The sequence below is a fragment of the Skermanella rosea genome (genome assembly GCF_016806835.2).
Lineage (GTDB): Bacteria > Pseudomonadota > Alphaproteobacteria > Azospirillales > Azospirillaceae > Skermanella > Skermanella rosea.
Genome location: NZ_CP086111.1, coordinates 5,692,828 through 5,713,463, shown reverse-complemented (window position 1 = coordinate 5,713,463; position 20,636 = coordinate 5,692,828). Strand labels below are relative to the sequence as shown.

Here is a 20,636-nt window from a genome sequence, read left to right as displayed (position 1 = left end):
TAAGGGCAGGCCGTGGCCGCCGCCGGAGCGAAACCGGTGAGCGGCTGTCCGTGTCTGCGGGTCGAAGAATAAAGCAGCTTTTTGGAGGTTTCGTTGAAGGCGCTCAAGCCTTTGCTGATCTCGGGTCGTGAGGTCCTGCCGCTGGTCGAAGGCGGCAAGGGCATCTCCGTGTCCAACGGCGAGAGTTCCGGCGCCTGGGCAGCGGCAGGCGGGGTCGGCACATTTTCCGGCGTGAACGCCGACAGCTTCGATGACGACGGCAAGCCCGTCGATCAGGTCTATCATGGCAGGACGCGGCGCGAGCGGCACGAGGAGTTGGTCGCATACTCGATCGCCGGCGGGATCACGCAGGCGCGCATCGCCCACGAGGTCTCCAACGGCCAGGGCCGCATCCACATGAACGTCCTGTGGGAGATGGCGGCGGCCGAGCGGATCCTGCACGGCATCCTGGAAGGCGCCAAGGGCATGGTCCACGGCGTCACCTGCGGCGCTGGCATGCCCTACAAGGTGGCCGAGATCGCGGTGCGCTACGGCATCCACTATTACCCGATCGTCTCCTCGGCGCGGGCGTTCCGCGCGCTGTGGAAGCGGGCGTACCACAGGTTCGCGGACAACCTGGGCGGCGTCGTCTACGAGGACCCCTGGCGGGCGGGCGGGCACAACGGCCTGTCCAACAGCGAGGACCCGGAGGCGCCGGAGGATCCGTTCCCCCGGGTGCTGGCGCTGCGCCAGATGATGAACAGCTTCGGGCTGGAGAACACGCCGATCATCATGGCCGGCGGCGTCTGGTACCTGCGCGAGTGGGAGGAGTGGATCGACAACCCCGACCTGGGGCCGATCGCCTTCCAGTACGGCACCCGCCCGCTGCTCACCCAGGAGAGCCCGATCTCCGAGGCGTGGAAGCGCAAGCTCCTGACCTTGAAGGAGGGCGACGTCTTCCTGAACAAGTTCTCGCCGACCGGCTTCTACTCGTCGGCGGTGAACAACCCGTTCATCCAGGAGCTGCGCGGCCGGGGCGAGCGCCAGGTGGCCTATTCGGTCAAGCCGGTGGGCGAGCACGACACCGAGTTCCGCGTCGGCCCGCGCGGCCGCCCGGTCTACCTGACCGCGCACGACCGCGACCGCGCTTTCGGCTGGGTCGAGGCCGGGTTCAAGGAGGCCCTGAAGACCCCCGACGGCACGCTGATCTTCGTGACGCCGGAGAAGTCCAACGAGATCCTGACCGACCAGATCAACTGCATGGGCTGCCTGTCGGCCTGCATGTTCTCCAACTGGGCGCAGAACGAGGAAGGCACGACCGGCAAGAAGGCCGACCCGCGCTCCTTCTGCATCCAGAAGACCCTGCAGGAGATCAGCCACTCGGACGATTGCGAGACGCAGCTGATGTTTGCCGGCCACAACGCCTACCGGTTCGCCGACGATCCGTTCTACGCGGACGGCTTCATCCCGACCGTGAAGCAGCTGGTCGACCGGATCGCGTCGGGCGACTGACCTCCCGGACGGGCGGCGGGACTCCCCGCCGCCCCGCCCTACCGGCCGCCGGTCAGGTTCTGGAGCAGCCGCTGGAACTGGCCCAGCAACGGCACGTCGGACAGCGGGCCGGAGGACGGGTCCGCCGACCCCGGATCCCGGTCGTCGGCCACCAGCATCGGCGCGCCGGCCTGCGGCGGGGCATGGTCGAGGCCGGGGATCATGCGCGGCGGCAGGCCCCGGTGGGCATCCATCATGAAATCGCGCCAGATGCGGGCCGGCAGCCCACCGCCGGTAACCCGCTTCATCGGCTGGTTGTCGTCGTTCCCGAGCCAGACCCCCGCGACATAGTCGGCGGTGAAGCCGACGAACCAGGCGTCCCGGTATTCCTGGCTGGTGCCGGTCTTGCCGGCCGCCATGCGGTCCAGCTTGGCAGACTTGCCGGTGCCGTACTCGACCACCGCCATCAGCATGCGGTTCAGCTCCGCGAGGTACGCCGGATCGATCACCGGCGTGGCCCCGGCGGAGCCGCGGCGCTGGTAAAGCACCCGGCCGGCGCGGTCCTCGATCCGGGTGACGGCGTAGGGCCAGACCGCCCGGCCGCCGTTGGCGAAGGCGGTGTAGGCGCCGGCCAGCTCCAGCAGGGTCACCTCGCTGGTGCCGAGCGCCAGGCTCAGGTCCTTGCCCATGGGCGAGGTGATGCCAAGCCGGCGCGCCAGGGTGGCGACCGGCTCGACGCCGGTGCGGTCCAGCACCCGGATCGCCGCCGTATTGACCGAATGGGCCAACGCGTCGCGCAGCGACATCGGGCCGTGGAAGCCCTTCTCGAAATTGGCCGGCTGCCAGCCGTCGATCCGGACCGGGGCGTCGTCCACCAGCGTGTCCGCCGTCATGCCGTTCTCCAGCGCCGCCAGGAAGACCAGCGGCTTGAACGCCGAGCCGGGCTGGCGCAGCGCCTGGGTGGCGCGGTTGAACTGGCTCTCGCCGTAGCTCGACCCGCCGATCAGCGCGCGGACCGCGCCGTCCGGGCTGAGCGCCACCAGCGCGCCCTGCTCGGCGCGGGCGGCGAGGCCGGCCCCTGACAGGGACGCGTCCAGCCGCCGTTCCGCCGCCTGCTGGAGCCGCCGGTCCATGGTGGTGTGGACGGTGATGTCGTCATGTTCCTTGCCGATGAAGCCGACGATCTGGTCGGCCACCCAGTCGGCGAAATAGCGGTCGCCGTCGCCTTCCGGCTTGCGCCGGGGCATCGGCGGGGCCGCCCGCATCGCCTGGATGTCGGCCTCCGTGATGTAGCCGGCGTCGAGCATGGCGGCGATCACCACCTCGGCCCGCTCGGCCGCGCGGTCGGGGTTGGCCGCCGGCGAATAGCGCGACGGCGCCTTCAGCAGCCCCGCCAGGATGGCCGCCTCGCGCAGGTTGACCTCGGTCGCCGGCTTGTTGAAATAGGTCTGCGCCGCGGCATCGACGCCGTAGGTGCCGGCGCCCAGATAGACCCGGTTCAGGTAGGCGGTCAGGATCTGGTTCTTGGAATAGGTCCGCTCCAGCCAGATCGCCAGGATCGCCTCCTGGATCTTGCGGCCCATGGTGCGGTCGGGCGTCAGGAACAGGTTCTTGGCGAGCTGCTGGGTGATGGTGGAGCCGCCCTGGACGACCCTTCCTGCCTGGAAATTGACGAAGGCCGCGCGGACCAGGCCGATCGGGTCGATCCCGAAATGGCTGAAGAAGCGCCTGTCCTCGGTCGCCAGCACGGCATGGACCAGGTGCGGCGGCAGGTCGGCGGCATTGATCGTGGTGCCGTGGATGTCGCCGTACCGCTCGATCCTGCTGCCGTCGGCGGCCAGCACGGTGACGGCGGGCCGGCGCTCGGCCTGGGCCACCTGGGACACGTCGGGCAGGTCGTAGGCGAAATACGCGACCACGGATGCTCCGGCCACGCCGGCCCAGATCGCGCCGACCACGGCCCAGCTTCCCAGCACGCGGAGGATCGACCGCCGGGCGGCCGGAACGGCGGAAGCCTTGCGGTCACGCGCCCGCTGCTTGCCGGCGCCGCGGTCGGCGGATGCCTTGCGGGATGATCTGTCGGCCGGCCGTTCTGGAGGTTTGCTCAAGGTGATCGTTCGGAGGTTGCCTGTCCACACCGACACGATGCCTGATCAAGGCGGCAATTTCACGGCATTATCGGCCGGGCTTGCGATGGAACTTCAGGAAAGGGGACGGATGTGCCGGTTCAGGTTCGACGATAGAGATGCCACCGGCACGGATGAAATCTTCCAAGCTGGAGGGTGCGCGTCCCGCGCACCTCGGGCGGCGAGACGCCGCCCCTCCGCAGGGAAGTCCGGTGCATCGAGGTCGCTACTGTCGAAGCCGGTATCAATGGCAACTCCGGCCGGCCGGCGAACAGTGCTGTCGGATGACATTTGGCCGAAGACAAGAAACCGCCGCCGGGGTTTCCCCCGGCGGCGGCTTGGACTTGCTTGCGCCCGGATCGGGCAGCCGCGGTCAGTGGACCGCTTCGCCGTGCAGGGCGAGGTCGAGGCCTTCGCGTTCGACGTCTTCGCTGACCCGCAGGCCGACGACCACGTCGATCACCTTCAGCAGGACGAAGGAGGCGACGGCGCTCCACACGATGGTGGCGGCGATGCCCCAGAGCTGGGTGACGACCTGGGCGCCGTTGCCTTCCAGCAATCCTGGATAGCCGCCGATCGCTTCCTTGGCGAAGACGCCGGTCAGGACCGCGCCGACGATGCCGCCGACGCCGTGGACCCCGAAGGCGTCCAGGCTGTCGTCATAGCCCAGCATGTACTTGAGGCTGGTGGCGCCCCAGAAGCAGATCACGCCCGAGACGATGCCGATGACCAGGGCGCCGCCCGCATCGACGAAGCCCGAGGCCGGGGTGATGGCGACCAGGCCGCCGATGGCGCCCGAGATGATGCCGAGCACGCTCGGCTTGCCCTTGGCGATCCACTCGGCGAACATCCAGGCCAGGGCGGCCGCCGCGGCGGCGACCATGGTGACCAGCATCGCCATGCCGGCGCGGCCGTTGGCGGCACCGGCCGAGCCGGCGTTGAAGCCGAACCAGCCCACCCACAGCAGCGAGGCGCCGATCAGGCTGAGCACGAGGTTGTTCGGGACGAAGTGCTCGGTCGGGTAGCCGCGGCGCTTGCCGACGACGATGGCCGCGACCAGCCCGGCGATGCCGGCATTGATGTGGACGACGGTGCCGCCGGCGAAGTCGAGCACGCCGTCGGCGAACAGGAAGCCGTTCGGGTGCCAGACCCAGTGGGCGACCGGGGCATAGACCAGGATCGACCAGAAGCCGGTGAACAGCAGCATGGCCGAGAACTTCATGCGGTCGGCGAAGGCGCCGGTGATCAGCGCCGGGGTGATGATCGCGAAGGTCATCTGGAACATCACGAACACCGATTCGGGGATCGTGAAGGCGACCGGGGTCTCCAGCCCGGCGCCCAGGGTGAACGGCGCGGACATGTCCATGCCGGCCATCAGCACCTTGGAGAAGTCGCCGAAATAGGCGTTCCCGTTGCCGAACGCGATGCTGTACCCGACCAGCACCCACAGCACGGCGACGAGGCAGCAGATCGCGAAGCTCTGCATCACGGTGGCCAGCAGGTTCATCTTGCGGACCATGCCGCCGTAGAACAGGGCCAGGCCCGGGATGGTCATCATCAGGACCAGCGCGGTCGAGGTCAGCATCCAGGCGGTATCGCCCGTGTCGATGGTGGGGGCTTCGGTCTGGGCCAGCGCGCCGGCCGGCAAGGCGACCGCTCCCAGAATCGCCGCAAGCAGCGGAACAGCGAAGGCAAACAGACGGCTCATTCTAGACTCATCCTCTCGATCAGTTCGACACGGCCCGCTCGATCTCATGGCCCGGACCGGCGGTGCGGTGCGGGGCCTGATCCTGTGACGGGTTCGGGCGGCGGGCATCGGCAAGACCGGCCGAGGCCCCAAGGCCCGCCCAGCGTTTCAAGATCCGTGCCGCTCGAAAAATGAGCAGTTTCGGCGGATGACGCGCCGGCGGCCGCGCACGGGCCGGGCAGCGGACGGGATCGGAACCCGTGATTTGCTCAAGAAATAGGCGATAAACCGGCGGTCCGGCGGGAACGAAGGAACCGGAAACAAAGGGCAAAACGTGCCCCGACTTTGTCATAATTCTTCGGGACCGCGACCGTTTCGGAAAGCCGCCTAAAAATCAGGCAGTTCTGGCCGCCGATATTCCGTTTCGCCCGCAGGTACTTGGGGAACCGCCCTGTGCGCTCCCTCGTTGAGTTGGCTCCCGGCGGCGAAATGTGGCAGGGTGGCGGCAAGGATGCGCCCGCGCCCGAGATGCCGCCCGCCCCAGGTCCGGTCCGGAACCGCGTCCAACGAGAAGGTCTCCCAGCAAGGGTCCTCACACAGGGTCAAGGAGAAACCCACCGTGGCTATCGAACGTGAACTGCGGATCGCGCCGCGGCGCGCCATCGCGCTGGTGCTCGCCGGGGGGCGAGGCAGCCGCCTGAAGCAGCTCACCGACCGGCGCGCCAAGCCGGCGGTCCATTTCGGCGGCAAGTTCCGCATCATCGATTTCGCGCTGTCCAACTGCATCAATTCCGGGTTCCGCCGGATCAGCGTCATCACCCAGTACAAGTCCCACAGCCTCCTGGTCCACCTGCAGCGCGGCTGGGGCTTCCTGCGCGGCGAGATCAACGAGTTCGTCGATTTCCTGCCCGCCCAGCAGCGGATCGACGAGACCTCCTGGTACCAGGGCACCGCCGACGCGGTTTACCAGAACCTGGACATCCTGCAGGGCCATGGCGCGGAGCACGTGCTGATCCTGGCCGGCGACCACATCTACAAGATGGATTACGCCGCCATGCTGGCGTGGCACATCAGCCGGGGCGCCGACGTGACGGTCCCGTGCGTCGAGGTGCCGCGCATGGACGCGACCGGCTTCGGCGTCATGCATGTGGACGACCACGACCAGGTCGTCAGCTTCCTGGAGAAGCCGGCCGACCCGCCGGCGATCCCCGGCAAGCCGGACAAGGCGCTGGCCAGCATGGGGATCTACGTCTTCAACGCCAAGTTCCTGTACGACCAGCTCCGGCGCGACGCCGCGGACCCGACCTCCAGCCGCGACTTCGGCAAGGACCTGATCCCCTACCTGGTGCCGCGCGCCAAGGTGATGGCGCACCGGTTCCAGGACAGCTGCATCTACAGCCAGCCCGACGCGGCGCCGTACTGGCGCGACGTCGGCACGATCGACGCCTACTGGGAGGCCAACCTGGACCTGACCAAGGTGACGCCGGACCTGAACCTCTACGACAGGCAATGGCCGATCTTCACCTACCAGGAGCAGCTGCCGCCGGCCAAGTTCGTGTTCGACAGCGACGACCGGCGCGGCATGGCGGTGGACAGCCTGGTGTCGGGCGGCTGCATCATCTCGGGCGCCAGGATAACCCAGTCGCTGCTGTTCAGCTCGGTGCGGGCCAACTCCTATTCCAGCCTGACCGAGGCGGTCGTGCTGCCCCAGTGCGACATCGGCCGTCACGCGCGGCTGACCAAGGTGGTGGTCGACCGCGGCTGCCGCATTCCCGACCATCTGGTGGTGGGGGAGAACCCGGACGAGGACGCGCGGCGCTTCCACCGGACCGAATCGGGGGTCACGCTGATCACCCGCGACATGCTCGCCCGGCTGGGCGCCTGAGGAGACGTCCGGAAAATGCGCGTTCTCCATGTCGCCTCCGAAGTCTATCCGCTGATCAAGACGGGCGGCCTCGCCGACGTCGCCGCGGCCCTGCCGGCCGCCCAGATCGAGATCGGGATCGACGCCCGGCTGCTGGTGCCGGGCTATCCCGCCGTCCTCGCGAAGCTGGCCGACCTCAGGCCGGTCCGCACCCTCGCCGATCCCTGGACCCGGGGCGGCTCCGTCCTGATGCTGGGGCGCACGCCCGACGGCGTGCCCTGCTACGTGATCGACGCGCCCGACATGTACGACAGGCCTGGAAACCCCTACCTGGGGCCCGACAACCGCGACTGGCCCGACAACCACCTGCGCTTCGCCCTGCTCGGCTGGGTCGCGGCCTGGCTGGGCGGGCCGGAGGGCGGGCTGCGCTGGCGGCCGGACGTGGTCCACGGCCATGACTGGCAGTCCGGTTTGGCTCCCGCCTATCTGGAACTGGGCCTGGAATCCCGGACCGGCCCCCGCCCGGCGACGGTCCTGACCATCCACAACATCGCCTACCAGGGCCTGTTCCCCGCGGGCCTGCTGGGCGAGCTCCGGCTGCCCGCCGCGAGCTTCGCGGTGGACGGGCTGGAATATTACGGCCAGATCGGCTTCCTCAAGGCGGGGCTGTACTATGCCGACCGGATCAGCACCGTCAGCCCGACCTATGCGGAGGAGATCCAGTCGCCGGACGGCGGCTGGGGCCTGCACGGCCTGCTGGCGTCCCGGGCGGGCGACCTGTGGGGGATCCTGAACGGGGTAGACTACGGTGTCTGGTCCCCGGCGGTCGATCCCGCGCTGGTCCGGCGCTACGACGTGGACAGCCTGGAGGACAAGGCGGCCAACAAGACGGCGCTGAGGGAGGAGTTCGGCCTGGAGCAGCGGAGCGACGCGCCGCTGTTCGGCGTGGTCAGCCGGCTGACGCCGATGAAGGGGTTCGACCTGCTGCTGTCCGCGATCCCGGCGTTGGTGGCCGAAGGCGCCCAGTTCGCCGTGCTGGGCAGCGGCGAGGGCTGGCTGGAGGACGGCTTCCGGGACCTGGCGGAACGCCACCGCGGGCAGGTCGGCGTTCATGTCGGCTACGACGAGCCGCTGTCCCACCGGGTCCAGGCGGGGTCGGACGTGATCATGCTGCCGTCCCGGTCGGAGCCGTGCGGGCTGATCCAGCTCTACGGCCTGCGCTACGGGACGCTGCCGCTGGTCCGCCGGGTCGGCGGGCTGGCCGACACCGTGGCCGACGCCCAGGACTGGGCGATAGACCGGGGCGAGGCGACCGGCTTCGTGTTCGACCATGCCACGGTCGAGGACCTGGCATGGGCCTGCCGCCGGGCCGTCGCCCTGTACCGGGACCCCGGCCGCTGGCGGGCGGTCCAGCGGGCCGCGATGCGCAAGGACTTCTCCTGGGCGGCCTCGGCGCGGCGATACCTGGAGATGTACCGAACGGTTTACCCCGACGAGTGAGCCGGAATATTATCCGGTTCACATCGGGGGGCCTTCTGTGCCATGCATAGGGCTTGCGTACCGAACCCGAAAACCTCTCAATATTTTGAGCCAAGCCCTACCCATTCATGGCGGGCCCGGCGGTGGCCGCCCGATACATGGCCGGCCCCCCCACGGCCGGGACGCGGCGCTGGAAACGCTTCAGCGGGTCTACGGCTATGATGCCTTCCGCGGCCAGCAGGCGCGGATCATCGACCATGTGATCGCCGGCGGCGACGCCCTGGTGCTGATGCCGACCGGCGGCGGCAAGTCGCTGTGCTTCCAGATCCCGGCCCTGGTGCGTCCCGGCGTCGCGGTCGTCGTCTCGCCGCTGATCGCATTGATGCGCGACCAGGTGGACGCCCTGCGCCAGGTCGGCGTCAACGCCGCCTACCTGAACTCCTCGCTCGACTGGCGCGACGCCGCCGAGGTCGAGCGGCAGGTGGCGCAGGGCGAGCTGGACCTGATCTACGTGGCGCCCGAGCGGCTGGTCACGCCCCGCTTCCTCGACCTGCTGGAGCGCAGCCGGGTCTGCCTGTTCGCGCTGGACGAGGCGCACTGCGTGTCCCAGTGGGGACACGATTTCCGGCCGGAATACCTTCAGCTCTCGATCCTGCACGAGCGGTTCCCCACGGTGCCGCGCGTGGCATTGACCGCGACCGCGGACGAGCAGACCCGGGCGGACATCCAGGCGCGCCTGAACCTGGGCGACGCCAAGGTCTTCATCGACAGCTTCGACCGGCCCAACATCACCTACCGCGTGGTGCCCAAGCAGGAGCCGAGGCGCCAGCTCTGGTCCTTCATCCAGACCCACCACGCCGAGGACGCCGGCATCGTCTATTGCCTGAGCCGCGCCAAGGTGGACGAGACGGCGGCCTGGCTCGCCGCCCAGGGCCGCGAGGTCGTGCCCTACCATGCCGGCCTGGACGCCCAGACGCGGGAGGCCAACCAGGACCGCTTCATCAAGGGCGAGGGCGTGATCGTGGTCGCCACGGTCGCCTTCGGCATGGGCATCGACAAGCCCAACGTGCGCTTCGTCGCCCACCTGGACCTGCCCAAGAGCATGGAGGCCTATTACCAGGAGACCGGGCGCGCCGGCCGCGACGGGCTGCCGGCCGACGCCTGGATGGCCTACGGCCTGTCCGACGTGGTCGCGATGCGCCAGATGCTGGAATCCAGCGAGGCGCCGGCCGAGATCAAGCGGATCGAGCGCCACAAGCTCGAAGCCCTGATCGGCTTCTGCGAGACCGCCGCCTGCCGCCGCCAGGTGCTGCTGAACTATTTCGGCGAGGTGCTGCCGGAGCCCTGCGGCAACTGCGACACCTGCCTGGAGCCGGTCGAGACCTTCGACGGCAGCATCGCGGCCCAGAAGGCGCTGGCCGCCGTCTACCGCACCGGCCAGATGTTCGGCACCGGGCACCTGATCGACGTGCTGCGCGGCACCGTGACGGAGAAGGTCGCCAAGTTCGGCCACGACCAGATCAAGACCTTCGGCGTGGGCGCCGATATGAGCAAGCAGGAGTGGGGCTCGGTCTACCGCCAGCTGGTCGCCGCCGGATACCTGAAGGTCGACCACGAGGGCTACGGCGCGCTCCACCTGACCCGGTCGGCCGCCCCGGTGCTGAAGGGCCAGCAGGGCGTCCGGCTGCGCCGCGACAACCAGGCGGCGGTCAAGAAGTCGCTGCGCGCCCAGCGCGGCAGCCGCGGCGGCAGCAGCGCCCCCGCGGTGCTCAGCCCGGCCGACGACGACCTGTGGCACAAGCTCAAGGCCTGCCGGCTGGAGCTGGCGCGCGCCCAGGGGGTGCCGCCCTACGTCATCTTCCATGACAGCACCCTGCTGGAGATCGTCCGCCAGAAGCCGCGCGACGCCTGGCGCATGGGGCAGATCGCCGGCGTCGGCGCCAGCAAGCTGGAGCGTTACGGCGACGCCTTCCTGGACGTGGTCCGCCGACACGGCTGAGACCCGATCGGCCGGGTGCGGCCAAACGCCCGTTTCGGCCGGTCCCGACCTGTGTACGATGGCGTGCCGGACCGGAGAAATCCCGGCCGGCCGTCAACACTCGCATCGGATGCCGCCATGGCCGACTACGCCCGGAAACTCGCCGACCTGAAGAACACCTTGCTGACGGCGGACAGCTTCGCCCGGGTGCAGGGGAAATTCTTCGACGAGCTGGGGATGAGTCCCGATTTCGTCGCCGCGGGCAGGGCCGCCGACGTCCCCCTGCTGAAGGCCGCGTTCGAGCAGGTCGGCCGGCGGGTGTTCGGCCCCGGATGCACCATCCAGGGGCTCGCCCTGTTCAGGATGGAATCGGAGAAATTCGTCCATGGCGGGTGCCTGATGAACGGCTGCCTGGCCACGGTCCTCTATTTCGAGGACGTCGACGTGGGGCTGGTCGCGGTCTCCACGGACTTCAGCACCGGCAACATGAGCTATGCCCGCATCTCGCTGCTGGAGGGGAGGGAGGGGCTGGAACCCGGCCCCGTAAGCCCCGGCCCCGGCACGGTCCAGTGACCGGACGGGAAACGGCCATGAGCGGCTACAAGCTCAAGCTTGAGGAGATGAAGAGGGTCCTGGTGACCGACGAGGATTTCGGCCGCGTCTACCGGATCTTCTTCGACGAGGTCGCGTGCCACCGGAGCTTCATGGCGCTGGGCAAGAAGGAGAAGAGCCCGCTGATCAAGGCCACGCTGAAGCTGGTCGGCGAAAGCCTGTTCGGCGTCCCCTGCGAGGTGACCGGGCTGTTCCTGTTCAGGCTCAAGCAGGAGAAGTTCATCCATGGTTGCTGCAACCTGAACGGACACCCGACGACCATCATCTATTTCGAGGACATCGACATGGGCATGTCCGCGATGATCCGCGACATGCGGACATCCATGATGACCTACAGCCGCATCACCACCACGGTAATCAAGGACACCGGCAAGGCCGGCAACCTGGTCTCCGGCGGCATATCGCGGCATTGAGGCCAGTGCTTATCGGTCAACCCGTGGGACTGCCCGTCCTGAGCCGGTAGCCGACGCCCGGCTCGGTGATGATCAGCGCCGGCCGGCCCGGGTCGGCTTCCAGCTTCTGGCGGAGCTGGTTGACATAGACGCGGAGATAGACAGTGTCGTGGGCATGGGCGGGTCCCCAGACCTCCTTCAGGATCTGGCCGTGGGTCAGGATCTTGTCGCGGTTGCGGACCAGCAGGCCGAGCAGTGCGTGCTCCTTGGGCGACAGGCGCTGCTCGACGCCGTCCCGGACGGCGATGCGCCGGGCCAGGTCGATCGTCAGCCCGCCGACCACCAGCCTGTCCGGATCGGCCTCGGCACCGCCGCGCGGGCGCGACGCGGCGCGGATGCGGGCCATCAGCTCGCCGATCCCGAACGGCTTGACCATGTAGTCGTCGGCCCCGCGGTCCAGCGCCTCGACCTTGTCCGTCTCGTCGGACCGCACCGACAGCACGATGATCGGGACGGGGCCGCCCTCCCGGATCGCCGTGATCACCTCCTGCCCGTCGATGTCCGGCAGGCCCAGGTCAAGGATCACCAGGTCGGGCCGCTCGGCCGCGGCGGCCTCGATCCCTCCTGCGCCGGTTTCCGCCTCCACCACGCGATAGCCCGACGCGGTCAGGCTGATCCGCAGGAACCTGCGGATCTGCGGTTCGTCGTCGATCACCAGGATCGTCAGCATGCGCACGGCCTGTTTCTAGTCATCAACAGATGCACGCAATGAACCACAGCTGTCCGGCACAGCGATTGCCCACTCAATCATAGGATACTTTCCTGTAATAGCATTCCTCCCGTCGTCATGACCGGGCTTGACACAGTCATCGTTTGCAGACTCCATCGACGCCGCCGTGCGGGGAGATACCCGGATCAAGTCCGGGTATGACGAAAAAGGGGGCCTTTCTAACCATAGCTCAGCCTTTCGAGCAGTAGGCAATAACCGTGCCGGACAGCCGTGTTATTGAACACAGATATCCTTGCGATGCACTCCCTGCCTGGGGCAGGAGAGGATCCCCCGGCGGCTTTCTTATCTGTGTCCATCTGCGTTCATCTGTGGACAATAATGGAAAATCGAACTCATTCGACCACCTCCGGCGGCGCCGCCGTCGGCAGGCGCATGACGATGCAGGTGCCGGCGCCGTTCAGGCCGGGCTGGGCGGAGATGCGGCCGCCATGGGCCTCGACGATGCCGCGGCAGATCGCCAGGCCCAGGCCGGTTCCCGCCGTGCGGCTGTCGCCCTCCTCGACGCGGTAGAACATGTCGAAGATCCGCTCGCGGTCCTCCGGGGATATTCCCGGCCCCTGGTCGCACACCTCGACGATGACCTGGTCCCCGCGCGCGACCGCCCAGACGGTGACCGGCGTTCCCGGCGGCGAGTATTTGCACGCATTGTCGATCAGGTTGAAGACGACCTGCTCCATCAGCATCGGGTCCAGGCGCAGCAGCGGCACCAAGGGGTCGATCTCGACCTTGACCGTGCGGCGGCGCAGAAGCTTCTTCGCCCGCTCGATCGCGGACGCCACGATGTCGCGCAGGTCGACCCAGTCGGCGCGGGGCCGGAGTTGCCCGGAACCCAGCCGCGTCATGTCCAGCAGGTTCTGCACGAAGCGGTTCAGCCGCTCGGCCTCCTCCTGGATGGTCTGGGCCAGTTCCAGCCGGTCGGCGGGGTTCAGCGTCCCCTCGTAGGAGACCAGGCTGGAGGCGGCCCCCAGGATCGAGACCAGCGGCGTGCGCAGGTCGTGCGACAGGGAGGAGAGCAGGGCGGAGCGCAGGCGCTCGGTCTCGGTCGCCAAGCGCGCATGCTCGATGTCGGCCACCAGGTTGGTGCGCTCGATCGCCAGGGCGGCCTGGTCGGCCAGGGTGTCGAGCAGTCGGCTCTCCTCCGGCGAGAGCAGCCGGCCCGCGGCCTCGATCTGGACGCCCAGCACGCCGACCGGCCCGCGCCCGGTCTTCAGCGGCAGGAACAGCCAGTCCGAGGTCGGCAGCGTGGCGGAGCCCCGGCCGGCCGGCTGGGCGTTGGTCCAGGCCCAGTCGGCGGCGGCCCGCGCCTTGTCGTCCAGCCTGTCTTCCGGCGGGAAGCCGGCCCGGACGGCGAGCCGGCCGTCCTCCGGCAGCAGGACCAGCGATCGGCCGCGCAGCGTGGACGCCACGTGATGGACCACGGCCCACAGCACGTCGTCCTGGTCGGCCGCCGCCGCGATCCGGCTGCTGAAGTCGTAGAGGTTGGCGGTCCGCCGGGCGCTCAGCCGGGTCGCCTCCACCTGGGAGCGGACACGGGCGGCCAAGTTGCTGGTGATGAAGGCCGTGACCAAGAAGAACACCACCGTCAGGATGTTCCGCGTGTCGGCGATGTCGAAGGTGAACAGCGGGTCGGTGAAGAAGAAGTTGTACGCCATGAAGCTGGCGACCGACACGGCGATCGACGGTCCCAGCCCGTGGCGGATCGCGACCAGCAGCACCGCCATCAGGTAAATCAGCGAGATGTTGGGCAGGTCCAGGAACAGGCTGAGGCCGTAGCCGCAGGCCGAGGCCGCCGCGGTCGCCACGGCCGCGACGGCGTAGCCGGTCCAGTCCAGGCGCTTCCTGCGGGTAGCGGCCGGCGGCGGCTTGGCCTCCCCCTCGTCCTCGCCGCCGACCACCGTCACGTCGAAGCTGTCGGCGCGGGCCAGCAGCTCCGCCGTGACGTTGCGCCGGCGCAGGAACGGCAGCCTGCCGCCGCGCGGCCGGCCGGCGATGATCTGGCTGACGTTGCGGGCGCGGGCGAAGTCCAGCAGCTCGGCGACGACGGACTCGCCCTGGATCACCCTGGTCTCGGCGCCCAGTTGCCCGGCGAGCCGCAGGGCATCCGAGATCCGGTTCTTGGCCTCCTCCGGCAACGCGGCATGGCGCCAGGTCTCGACATGAACCGCCATCCACGGCGCCTGGCGGCGGTCCGCCGTCCGCTTGGCGGTGCGCACCAGCCGCATCACCGCCCCGCCGTCGCCGACGCAGGCCAGGATGCGCTCGCGGGTCGGCCACGGCCCCGGGATCGCGTGGGCGCGCATGTAGTTGACCATCTGCGCGTCGACCCGCTCGGCGGCGGCGCGCAGCGCCATCTCCCGCAGCGCGGTCAGGGTCCCGGCGGAGAAGAAATGGTCGATCGCGCGCCGGGCCTGGTCCGGGACATAGACCTTGCCCTCCGCCAGCCGCTTGATCAGCGTCTGCGGCGGCAGGTCGATCAGCTCGATCTCGTCGGCGGTCTGGAGCACGCCGTCGGGCACCGTCTCGCGCACCCGGATGCCCGTGATGCGCTCGACGACGTCGTTCAGGCTTTCCAGGTGCTGGATGTTGAGGGTCGAATAGACGTCGATCCCGGCGGCCAGGATCTCCTCGACGTCCTGGTGCCGCTTCAGGTGCCGGCTGCCGGGGACGTTGGTGTGCGCCAGCTCGTCCACCAGCGCCAGCCTCGGCCGGCGCTTCAGGATGGCGTCCAGGTCCATCTCGCGGAAGGTCAGGTCGCGGTACTCGACCGGCCGGCGCGGCAGCACCTCCAGCCCGTCGAGCAGGGCCTCGGTGTCGTGCCTTCCATGGGTCTCGACAATCCCGACGACCACGTCCACCCCGTCGAGCCTCTGGTCGCGCGCCGCTTCCAGCATGGCGTAGGTCTTGCCCACGCCGGGTGCCGCGCCCAGGAAGACCTTGAGGCGGCCGCGCCGCTCGCGGTTGGCTTCCGCGAGCAGCGCTTCGGGCGAGGGTCGGTCGGTTTCGGCCATCAGGTCCCGTCGAGAGCGAGGTTGAGCATCAGCACGTTAACGCGCGGCTCGCCGAAAACGCCCAGTGTCCTGCCCTCCGTCAGGCGGGCGACCAGCGCCCGCAGGTCGGCCTCGGGAATTCCGCGCGCCTTCGCGATCCGCGGTACCTGCCACAGCGCGGCTTCCGGCGATAGATGCGGGTCGAGCCCGCTGCCCGACGCCGCCACCAGTTCGACCGGAACCGGCCCGCGCGCGGCGGCATCCGGGTTGGCCGCCTGCTGGGCCGCAGTCCGGTCCCGGACATCCTCGGCCAGCTTCCCGCTGGACGGTCCCAGGTTGGAGGCACCGGAGGCGGCGGCCTCGTACCCGACCGCCGAGGGTCGGGGCTGGAAATGCTCCGGCCGGGCGAAGGGCTGGGCGATCAGCGCGGAGCCGACGGTCTTGCCGTCGCGCTGCACCAGGCTGCCATGGGCCTGGACCGGAAACAGCACGCCGGCGATCCCGGTGACGGCCAGCGGGTAGAGCACGCCGGTGATGAGTGTCAGCACGGCCAGCATCTTCAGCGCCGGCTTCAGTTCCTTGAACATTCTCTCTTTCCTCAGACCAGGCCCAGGGCGTTGACGCCCAGGTCGATCAGCTTGATGCCGATGAACGGCACGACGAGCCCGCCCAGCCCATAGACCAGCAGGTTCCGCCGCAGCAGGCTGGCGGCTCCCGCCGGCTGGTAGCGGACGCCCTTCAGGGCCAGCGGGATCAGCGCCACGATGACCAGGGCGTTGAAGATGATCGCCGACAGGATCGCGCTGGAGGCGCTGCCCAGGCCCATCACGTTCAGCGCCTCCAGCTGGGGATAGGCCGCCACGAACAGCGCCGGGACGATGGCGAAGTACTTCGCCACGTCGTTGGCGATGGAGAAGGTGGTCAGCGCGCCGCGGCTCATCAGCAGCTGCTTGCCGATCATCACGATCTCGATCAGCTTGGTCGGGTCGCTCTCCAGGTCCACCATGTTGCCGGCCTCGCGGGCCGCCTGGGTGCCGGTGTTCATGGCGACGCCCACGTCGGCCTGGGCCAGCGCCGGCGCGTCGTTGGAACCGTCGCCGCACATGGCGACCAGCTTGCCCTCGGCCTGCTCCTGCCGGATCAGCTCCAGCTTGCGCTCGGGCGTGGCCTCCGCCAGGAAATCATCCACCCCGGCCTCGGCGGCGATCGCGGCGGCGGTCAGCGGGTTGTCGCCGGTGATCATGACGGTCCGGATGCCCATCCGGCGCAGCGTCGCGAAACGCTCCCGGATCGCCGGCTTGACGATGTCCTTCAGGTGGATGGCGCCCAGCACCCGGCCGCCCTTCGCCACGACCAGCGGCGTGCCGCCGGCCTTGGCGATCCGCTCGACCGCCTGGCGCAGGTCGCGCGGCACGGCGCCCTCCCCGACATGGCGGGCGATCGCGTCGGCGGCGCCCTTGCGGATGCTGATGCGGATGCTGACCGGTTCCGCGCCGAACCCGGACGGCATGTCCACGCCGCTCATCCGGGTCTGCGCGGTGAAGGGGACGAAGGCGAAGTCCGAGGTCTCCACCCGCTGGAAGCCGAACCGGCGCCCGGCCAGCGCCACGATCGACTTGCCCTCCGGCGTGTCGTCGGCCAGCGAGGCGAGGAAGGCGGCCTCCGCCAGGTCGCGCTCGTCCACGCCGGAGACGGGGGCGAACTCCGCCGCCTGCCGGGCACCCAGGGTGATGGTTCCGGTCTTGTCCAGCAGCAGCGTGTCGATGTCGCCCGCCGCCTCGACCGCGCGGCCGGACTTGGCGATGACGTTGAAGCGCACCAGCCGGTCCATGCCGGCGATGCCGATCGCCGACAGCAGTCCGCCGATAGTGGTCGGGATCAGCGTGACCAGCAGGGCCACCAGGAACACCACGGGCAGGCTGATTCCGGAATAGCGGGCGAAGGCTTCCAGCGTCACCACGACCACCAGGAAGATGATGGTCATGCCGGCCAGCAGGATGTTCAACGCGATCTCGTTGGGGGTCTTCTGGCGCTTGGCGCCCTCGACCAGCGTGATCATGCGGTCCAGGAAGCTCTCGCCCGGGTTGACGGTGATCCGGACCACGATCCGGTCCGACACGACGCGAGTGCCGCCGGTTACCGCCGAGCGGTCGCCGCCGCTCTCGCGGATGACGGCGGCGGACTCGCCGGTGATGGCGGATTCGTCCACCGTCGCGATGCCGGCGACCACGTCGCCGTCGCCGGGGATCACCTCGCCCGCCTCCACCACCACGAAGTCGCCGGCCCGCAGGCTGGCGGCGGGGACCGACTGCCACTCCGCCGCGGCCGGGTCGGCCAGCCTGCGGGCGGCGGTCTCCGTCTTGGTGCGGCGCAGGCTGGCCGCCTGGGCCTTGCCCCGACCCTCGGCGACCGCCTCGGCGAAGTTGGCGAACAGCACGGTGACCCACAGCCAGGCCGTGATCTGGCCGGCCACCGCGAGGCCGGCGGCGCCCTCATCGCCGCCGCCCCCGCCGCCGATGACCAAGTCGCGGACGAACAGGACGGTGGTCAGCACCGCCACCACGGCGGTCACGAACAGGACGGGGTTGCGGGCCAGCTCGCGCGGGTCGAGCTTGCGCACGGCAGCACCCGCCACCTGCGCCGCGATGCCGGCGTCGAACAGGGAAATCTCGGAAGTGCGGTGGCTCATTGGTTCATGTCCGCGAAGGGGGCGCCCGGGGGGAGCGCCAGATGTTCGGCGACCGGCCCCAGCGACAGCGCCGGGAAGAAGGTCAGGCCGCCGACGATCAGGACGGTGCCGACCAGCAGCCCGACGAACAGCGGACCGTGGGTCGGGAAGGTACCGGCGGATGCCGGCAGCGTCCTCTTGGCGGCGAGGCTCCCGGCGATCGCCAGCACCGGCAGGATCACCAGGAAGCGGCCGAACAGCATGGCGAACCCGATCGCCGTGTTGTGGAAGAGGGTGTCGGCGCCGAAGCCGCCGAAGGCCGAGCCGTTGTTGCCGGTGCCCGACGCGTAGGCGTAGAGCAGTTCCGACAGGCCGTGCGGTCCCGGATCCTGGATCGAGGCCGCGGCGTCGGGCACGACCAGCGACAGGGATGAGAGTCCCAGCACCCCGAAGGGCACCGTCAGCGCCGCGATCATGGCCAGCTTGATCTCCCGCGCCTCGATCTTCTTGCCGAGATATTCCGGCGTGCGGCCGACCATCAGCCCGGCGATGAAGACCGCCAGCAGGACGAAGATCATCATGCCGTAAAGGCCGGCGCCGACGCCGCCGAACACCACCTCGCCCAGCATCATGTTGACCATCGGCACCATGCCGCCCAGCGGCATGAAGCTGTCATGCATGGCGTTGACCGAGCCGTTGGACGCGGCGGTGGTGGCGACCGCCCACAGGGCGGAGTTGGCGATGCCGAAGCGGACCTCCTTGCCTTCCATGTTGCCCGCTTCCGACCATGCGGCGACGGCGATGCCGGCCACCAGCATGATCGCCATGGCGGCGAAGATCGCCCGGCCCTGGCGGCGGTCGCCGACCATCCGGCCGAAACTGTCGGTCAGCCCGGCCGCGACCAGCAGCAGGAACAGCATCTGCACCAGGTTGGAGCCGGGCGTCGGGTTCTCGTAAGGGTGCGCCGAGTTGACGCCGAAGAAGCCGCCGCCGTTCGAGCCGATCTGCTTGATCGCGACCTGGGACGCCGCCGGCCCCTGGGCGATCAGCTGGCGCCCGCCTTCCAGGGTCTCGGCGGTGACATAGGCGTCCAGGTTCTGCGGCACGCCCTGCCAGACCAGGAACAGCGCCATGGCGAAGGAAAGGGGCAGCAGCAGGTACAGCGTGCCGCGCACCAGGTCCGCCCAGAAATTGCCGACTGTCCGGCTGCCGCGTCGGGCGAACCCACGGATCAGCGCCATCAGCACGGCGATGCCGGTCGCGGCGGAGACGAAGTTCTGCACGGTCAGGCCCGCCATCTGGGCGAGATAGCCGAGCGCCGCCTCGCCGCCATAGGCCTGCCAGTTGGTGTTGGTGGTGAAGCTGACCGCCGTGTTGAAGGCGAGGTCGGCATCCATGCCGGCCATGCCCTGCGGGTTCAGCGGCAGCCAGTCCTGGAGGCGCAGCAGCGCGTAGAGCAGCAGCAGTCCCAGCAGGTTGAACGCCAGCAGCGAGGCGGCATAGCCGGTCCAGTGCTGCTCCGCCCGGGGATCGACGCCGCACAGGCGGTACAGGGTGCGCTCGACGGGGCCCAGCGCCCGGTCGAACGGGGCGGGGCCGTCGCCGAACACGCGGGCCATGTAGCCGCCCAGGATCGGCGTCGCGGCGGTGAGGATGACGAGATAAAGGGCGATCTGGAGAAGTCCGGCGGAGTCCATGTCCGGTTCCTCCGCTCAGAACCGTTCCGGGCGCAGCAGGGCATAGCCCAGATACGCCAGCAGCCCGGCCGCGACGATGCCGCCGAGGATGAGGTCGATCGACACGGCGGCGCTCACAATCGTTCCAGCGCGCCGGCCAGCCGGTCCGACGCCGCGAAGAACGCCAGCGCCAGGGCCAGGAACACGAGGTCGAGCATGTCTGCAAGTCTCCCTGAATAAACAGGAGACCAGGCTAGCGGGGACCCGCGTTAATTCTCCATGCGGTTTTCCGGGCCGGTGGTAAGCGCAAGATCAAGGGATGTAAGGAAGATGTTAAGGCCGCCCGGAATGCGCTTCTTACCGAAAAACGCTTGATCCCCGCGGCGGAACCGGGTAGGAACCGGTGCTCAAGGCACGGACGCCGGTTTAGCTCAGTGGTAGAGCACCCGCTTCGTAAGCGGTAGGTCGTCAGTTCAAATCTGACAACCGGCACCATCCTTCCCCCCAAGCGACCGAAACGGGCACCCGGCAACTCACCGCCAAAGCGTTGAGATCGGCACGGCGAACAGGCGTTCGCCGAAGGGCACGGCCTTGTCGTGGTCATACAGGACGAGACCGAGGGCGAAGCGATCGCCGCACGCCCCGGCCAGCCGCCGGGGCCTCGGATGACCGCCCGTACCACCGAAAAGCTCCGACCAATTGAAAGTACGACCCCGGCCAATTGAAAGCCAACCGCCGACCGATTGAAAGTCGGAAGGCGGCAGATTGAAAGTGCCGCCCGCTCCCGCCTCGCGAGCCGGCCTCCGGCGCCATGTTTTCCCAGCCAAGCACAGGCAACCGTGGAAGCGGCATCCAGCCGTTTTCCGCTGGCCAAGGAAGACTCCGACCTGGACGCCGACGACCGGCA

14 protein-coding genes and 1 tRNA gene are annotated in these 20,636 nt (G+C 69.1%); 7 read left to right on the top strand and 8 right to left on the bottom strand.

Annotated features, from left to right (window positions below; all coding sequences use genetic code 11):
• The first annotated feature begins 93 nt into the window (after positions 1 to 93).
• A complete protein-coding gene (locus JL101_RS26625) occupies positions 94 to 1,491 on the top strand; it encodes an NAD(P)H-dependent flavin oxidoreductase (RefSeq protein ID WP_203098242.1) in 1,398 nt (465 codons plus the stop codon).
• 38 nt (positions 1,492 to 1,529) lie between these two features.
• On the opposite strand, the gene JL101_RS26620 is transcribed toward JL101_RS26625, so the two are convergent.
• Entirely contained in the window at positions 1,530 to 3,578 is a 2,049-nt protein-coding gene (locus tag JL101_RS26620) for a transglycosylase domain-containing protein (RefSeq protein ID WP_211111167.1), read from the bottom strand.
• A gap of 391 nt (positions 3,579 to 3,969) precedes the next feature.
• Complete coding sequence (locus JL101_RS26615) at positions 3,970 to 5,304, bottom strand: ammonium transporter (protein ID WP_203098243.1); 1,335 nt, start codon at positions 5,302 to 5,304, stop codon at positions 3,970 to 3,972.
• Between the two features lie 598 nt (positions 5,305 to 5,902).
• Here JL101_RS26615 and glgC point away from each other — a divergent pair.
• The 5 genes from glgC to JL101_RS26590 all read left to right on the top strand — a co-directional run bounded on the left by glgC (position 5,903) and on the right by JL101_RS26590 (position 11,629).
• Complete coding sequence (glgC, locus tag JL101_RS26610; protein ID WP_228435176.1) at positions 5,903 to 7,168, top strand: glucose-1-phosphate adenylyltransferase; 1,266 nt, start codon at positions 5,903 to 5,905, stop codon at positions 7,166 to 7,168.
• Positions 7,169 to 7,183: 15 nt separating this feature from the next.
• Positions 7,184 to 8,647, top strand: coding sequence for a glycogen synthase GlgA (glgA, locus tag JL101_RS26605; protein WP_203098245.1), 1,464 nt, complete (start codon positions 7,184 to 7,186; stop codon positions 8,645 to 8,647).
• Positions 8,648 to 8,780: 133 nt separating this feature from the next.
• Complete coding sequence (gene recQ, locus JL101_RS26600) at positions 8,781 to 10,625, top strand: DNA helicase RecQ (protein WP_203098300.1); 1,845 nt, start codon at positions 8,781 to 8,783, stop codon at positions 10,623 to 10,625.
• A 117-nt stretch (positions 10,626 to 10,742) separates the two neighbouring features.
• On the top strand, positions 10,743 to 11,177 hold the full coding sequence (locus tag JL101_RS26595; RefSeq protein ID WP_203098246.1) for a hypothetical protein: 435 nt from the start codon (positions 10,743 to 10,745) through the stop codon (positions 11,175 to 11,177).
• A gap of 17 nt (positions 11,178 to 11,194) precedes the next feature.
• Positions 11,195 to 11,629, top strand: coding sequence for a hypothetical protein (locus tag JL101_RS26590; protein WP_203098247.1), 435 nt, complete (start codon positions 11,195 to 11,197; stop codon positions 11,627 to 11,629).
• Positions 11,630 to 11,645: 16 nt separating this feature from the next.
• Here JL101_RS26590 and JL101_RS26585 read toward each other — a convergent pair whose 3' ends face one another.
• The 6 genes from JL101_RS26585 to kdpF all read right to left on the bottom strand — a co-directional run bounded on the left by JL101_RS26585 (position 11,646) and on the right by kdpF (position 19,867).
• Entirely contained in the window at positions 11,646 to 12,338 is a 693-nt protein-coding gene (locus JL101_RS26585) for a response regulator (RefSeq protein ID WP_203098301.1), read from the bottom strand.
• 392 nt (positions 12,339 to 12,730) lie between these two features.
• Positions 12,731 to 15,406 carry a sensor histidine kinase gene (locus tag JL101_RS26580; RefSeq protein ID WP_203098248.1) on the bottom strand — a complete coding sequence of 892 codons (2,676 nt, stop codon included), beginning with the start codon at positions 15,404 to 15,406 and terminating at the stop codon, positions 12,731 to 12,733.
• On the bottom strand, positions 15,406 to 15,972 hold the full coding sequence (gene kdpC / locus JL101_RS26575; protein WP_203098249.1) for a potassium-transporting ATPase subunit KdpC: 567 nt from the start codon (positions 15,970 to 15,972) through the stop codon (positions 15,406 to 15,408). Before kdpC ends, JL101_RS26580 begins: the two co-directional genes overlap by 1 nt.
• Positions 15,973 to 15,983: 11 nt before the next feature.
• Positions 15,984 to 18,074 carry a potassium-transporting ATPase subunit KdpB gene (gene kdpB, locus JL101_RS26570; protein WP_203098250.1) on the bottom strand — a complete coding sequence of 697 codons (2,091 nt, stop codon included), beginning with the start codon at positions 18,072 to 18,074 and terminating at the stop codon, positions 15,984 to 15,986.
• Positions 18,071 to 19,750, bottom strand: a complete 1,680-nt coding sequence (gene kdpA, locus JL101_RS26565) for a potassium-transporting ATPase subunit KdpA (RefSeq protein WP_203098251.1) — start codon at positions 19,748 to 19,750, stop codon at positions 18,071 to 18,073. The genes kdpB and kdpA overlap by 4 nt, the downstream gene beginning before the upstream one ends.
• Positions 19,751 to 19,765: 15 nt before the next feature.
• Positions 19,766 to 19,867 carry a K(+)-transporting ATPase subunit F gene (kdpF, locus tag JL101_RS26560; RefSeq protein WP_202684936.1) on the bottom strand — a complete coding sequence of 34 codons (102 nt, stop codon included), beginning with the start codon at positions 19,865 to 19,867 and terminating at the stop codon, positions 19,766 to 19,768.
• 282 nt (positions 19,868 to 20,149) lie between these two features.
• Between kdpF and JL101_RS26555 the strand changes: the two genes are divergently transcribed.
• Positions 20,150 to 20,224: transfer RNA gene (locus tag JL101_RS26555), tRNA-Thr, on the top strand.
• Positions 20,225 to 20,636 lie beyond the last annotated feature (412 nt).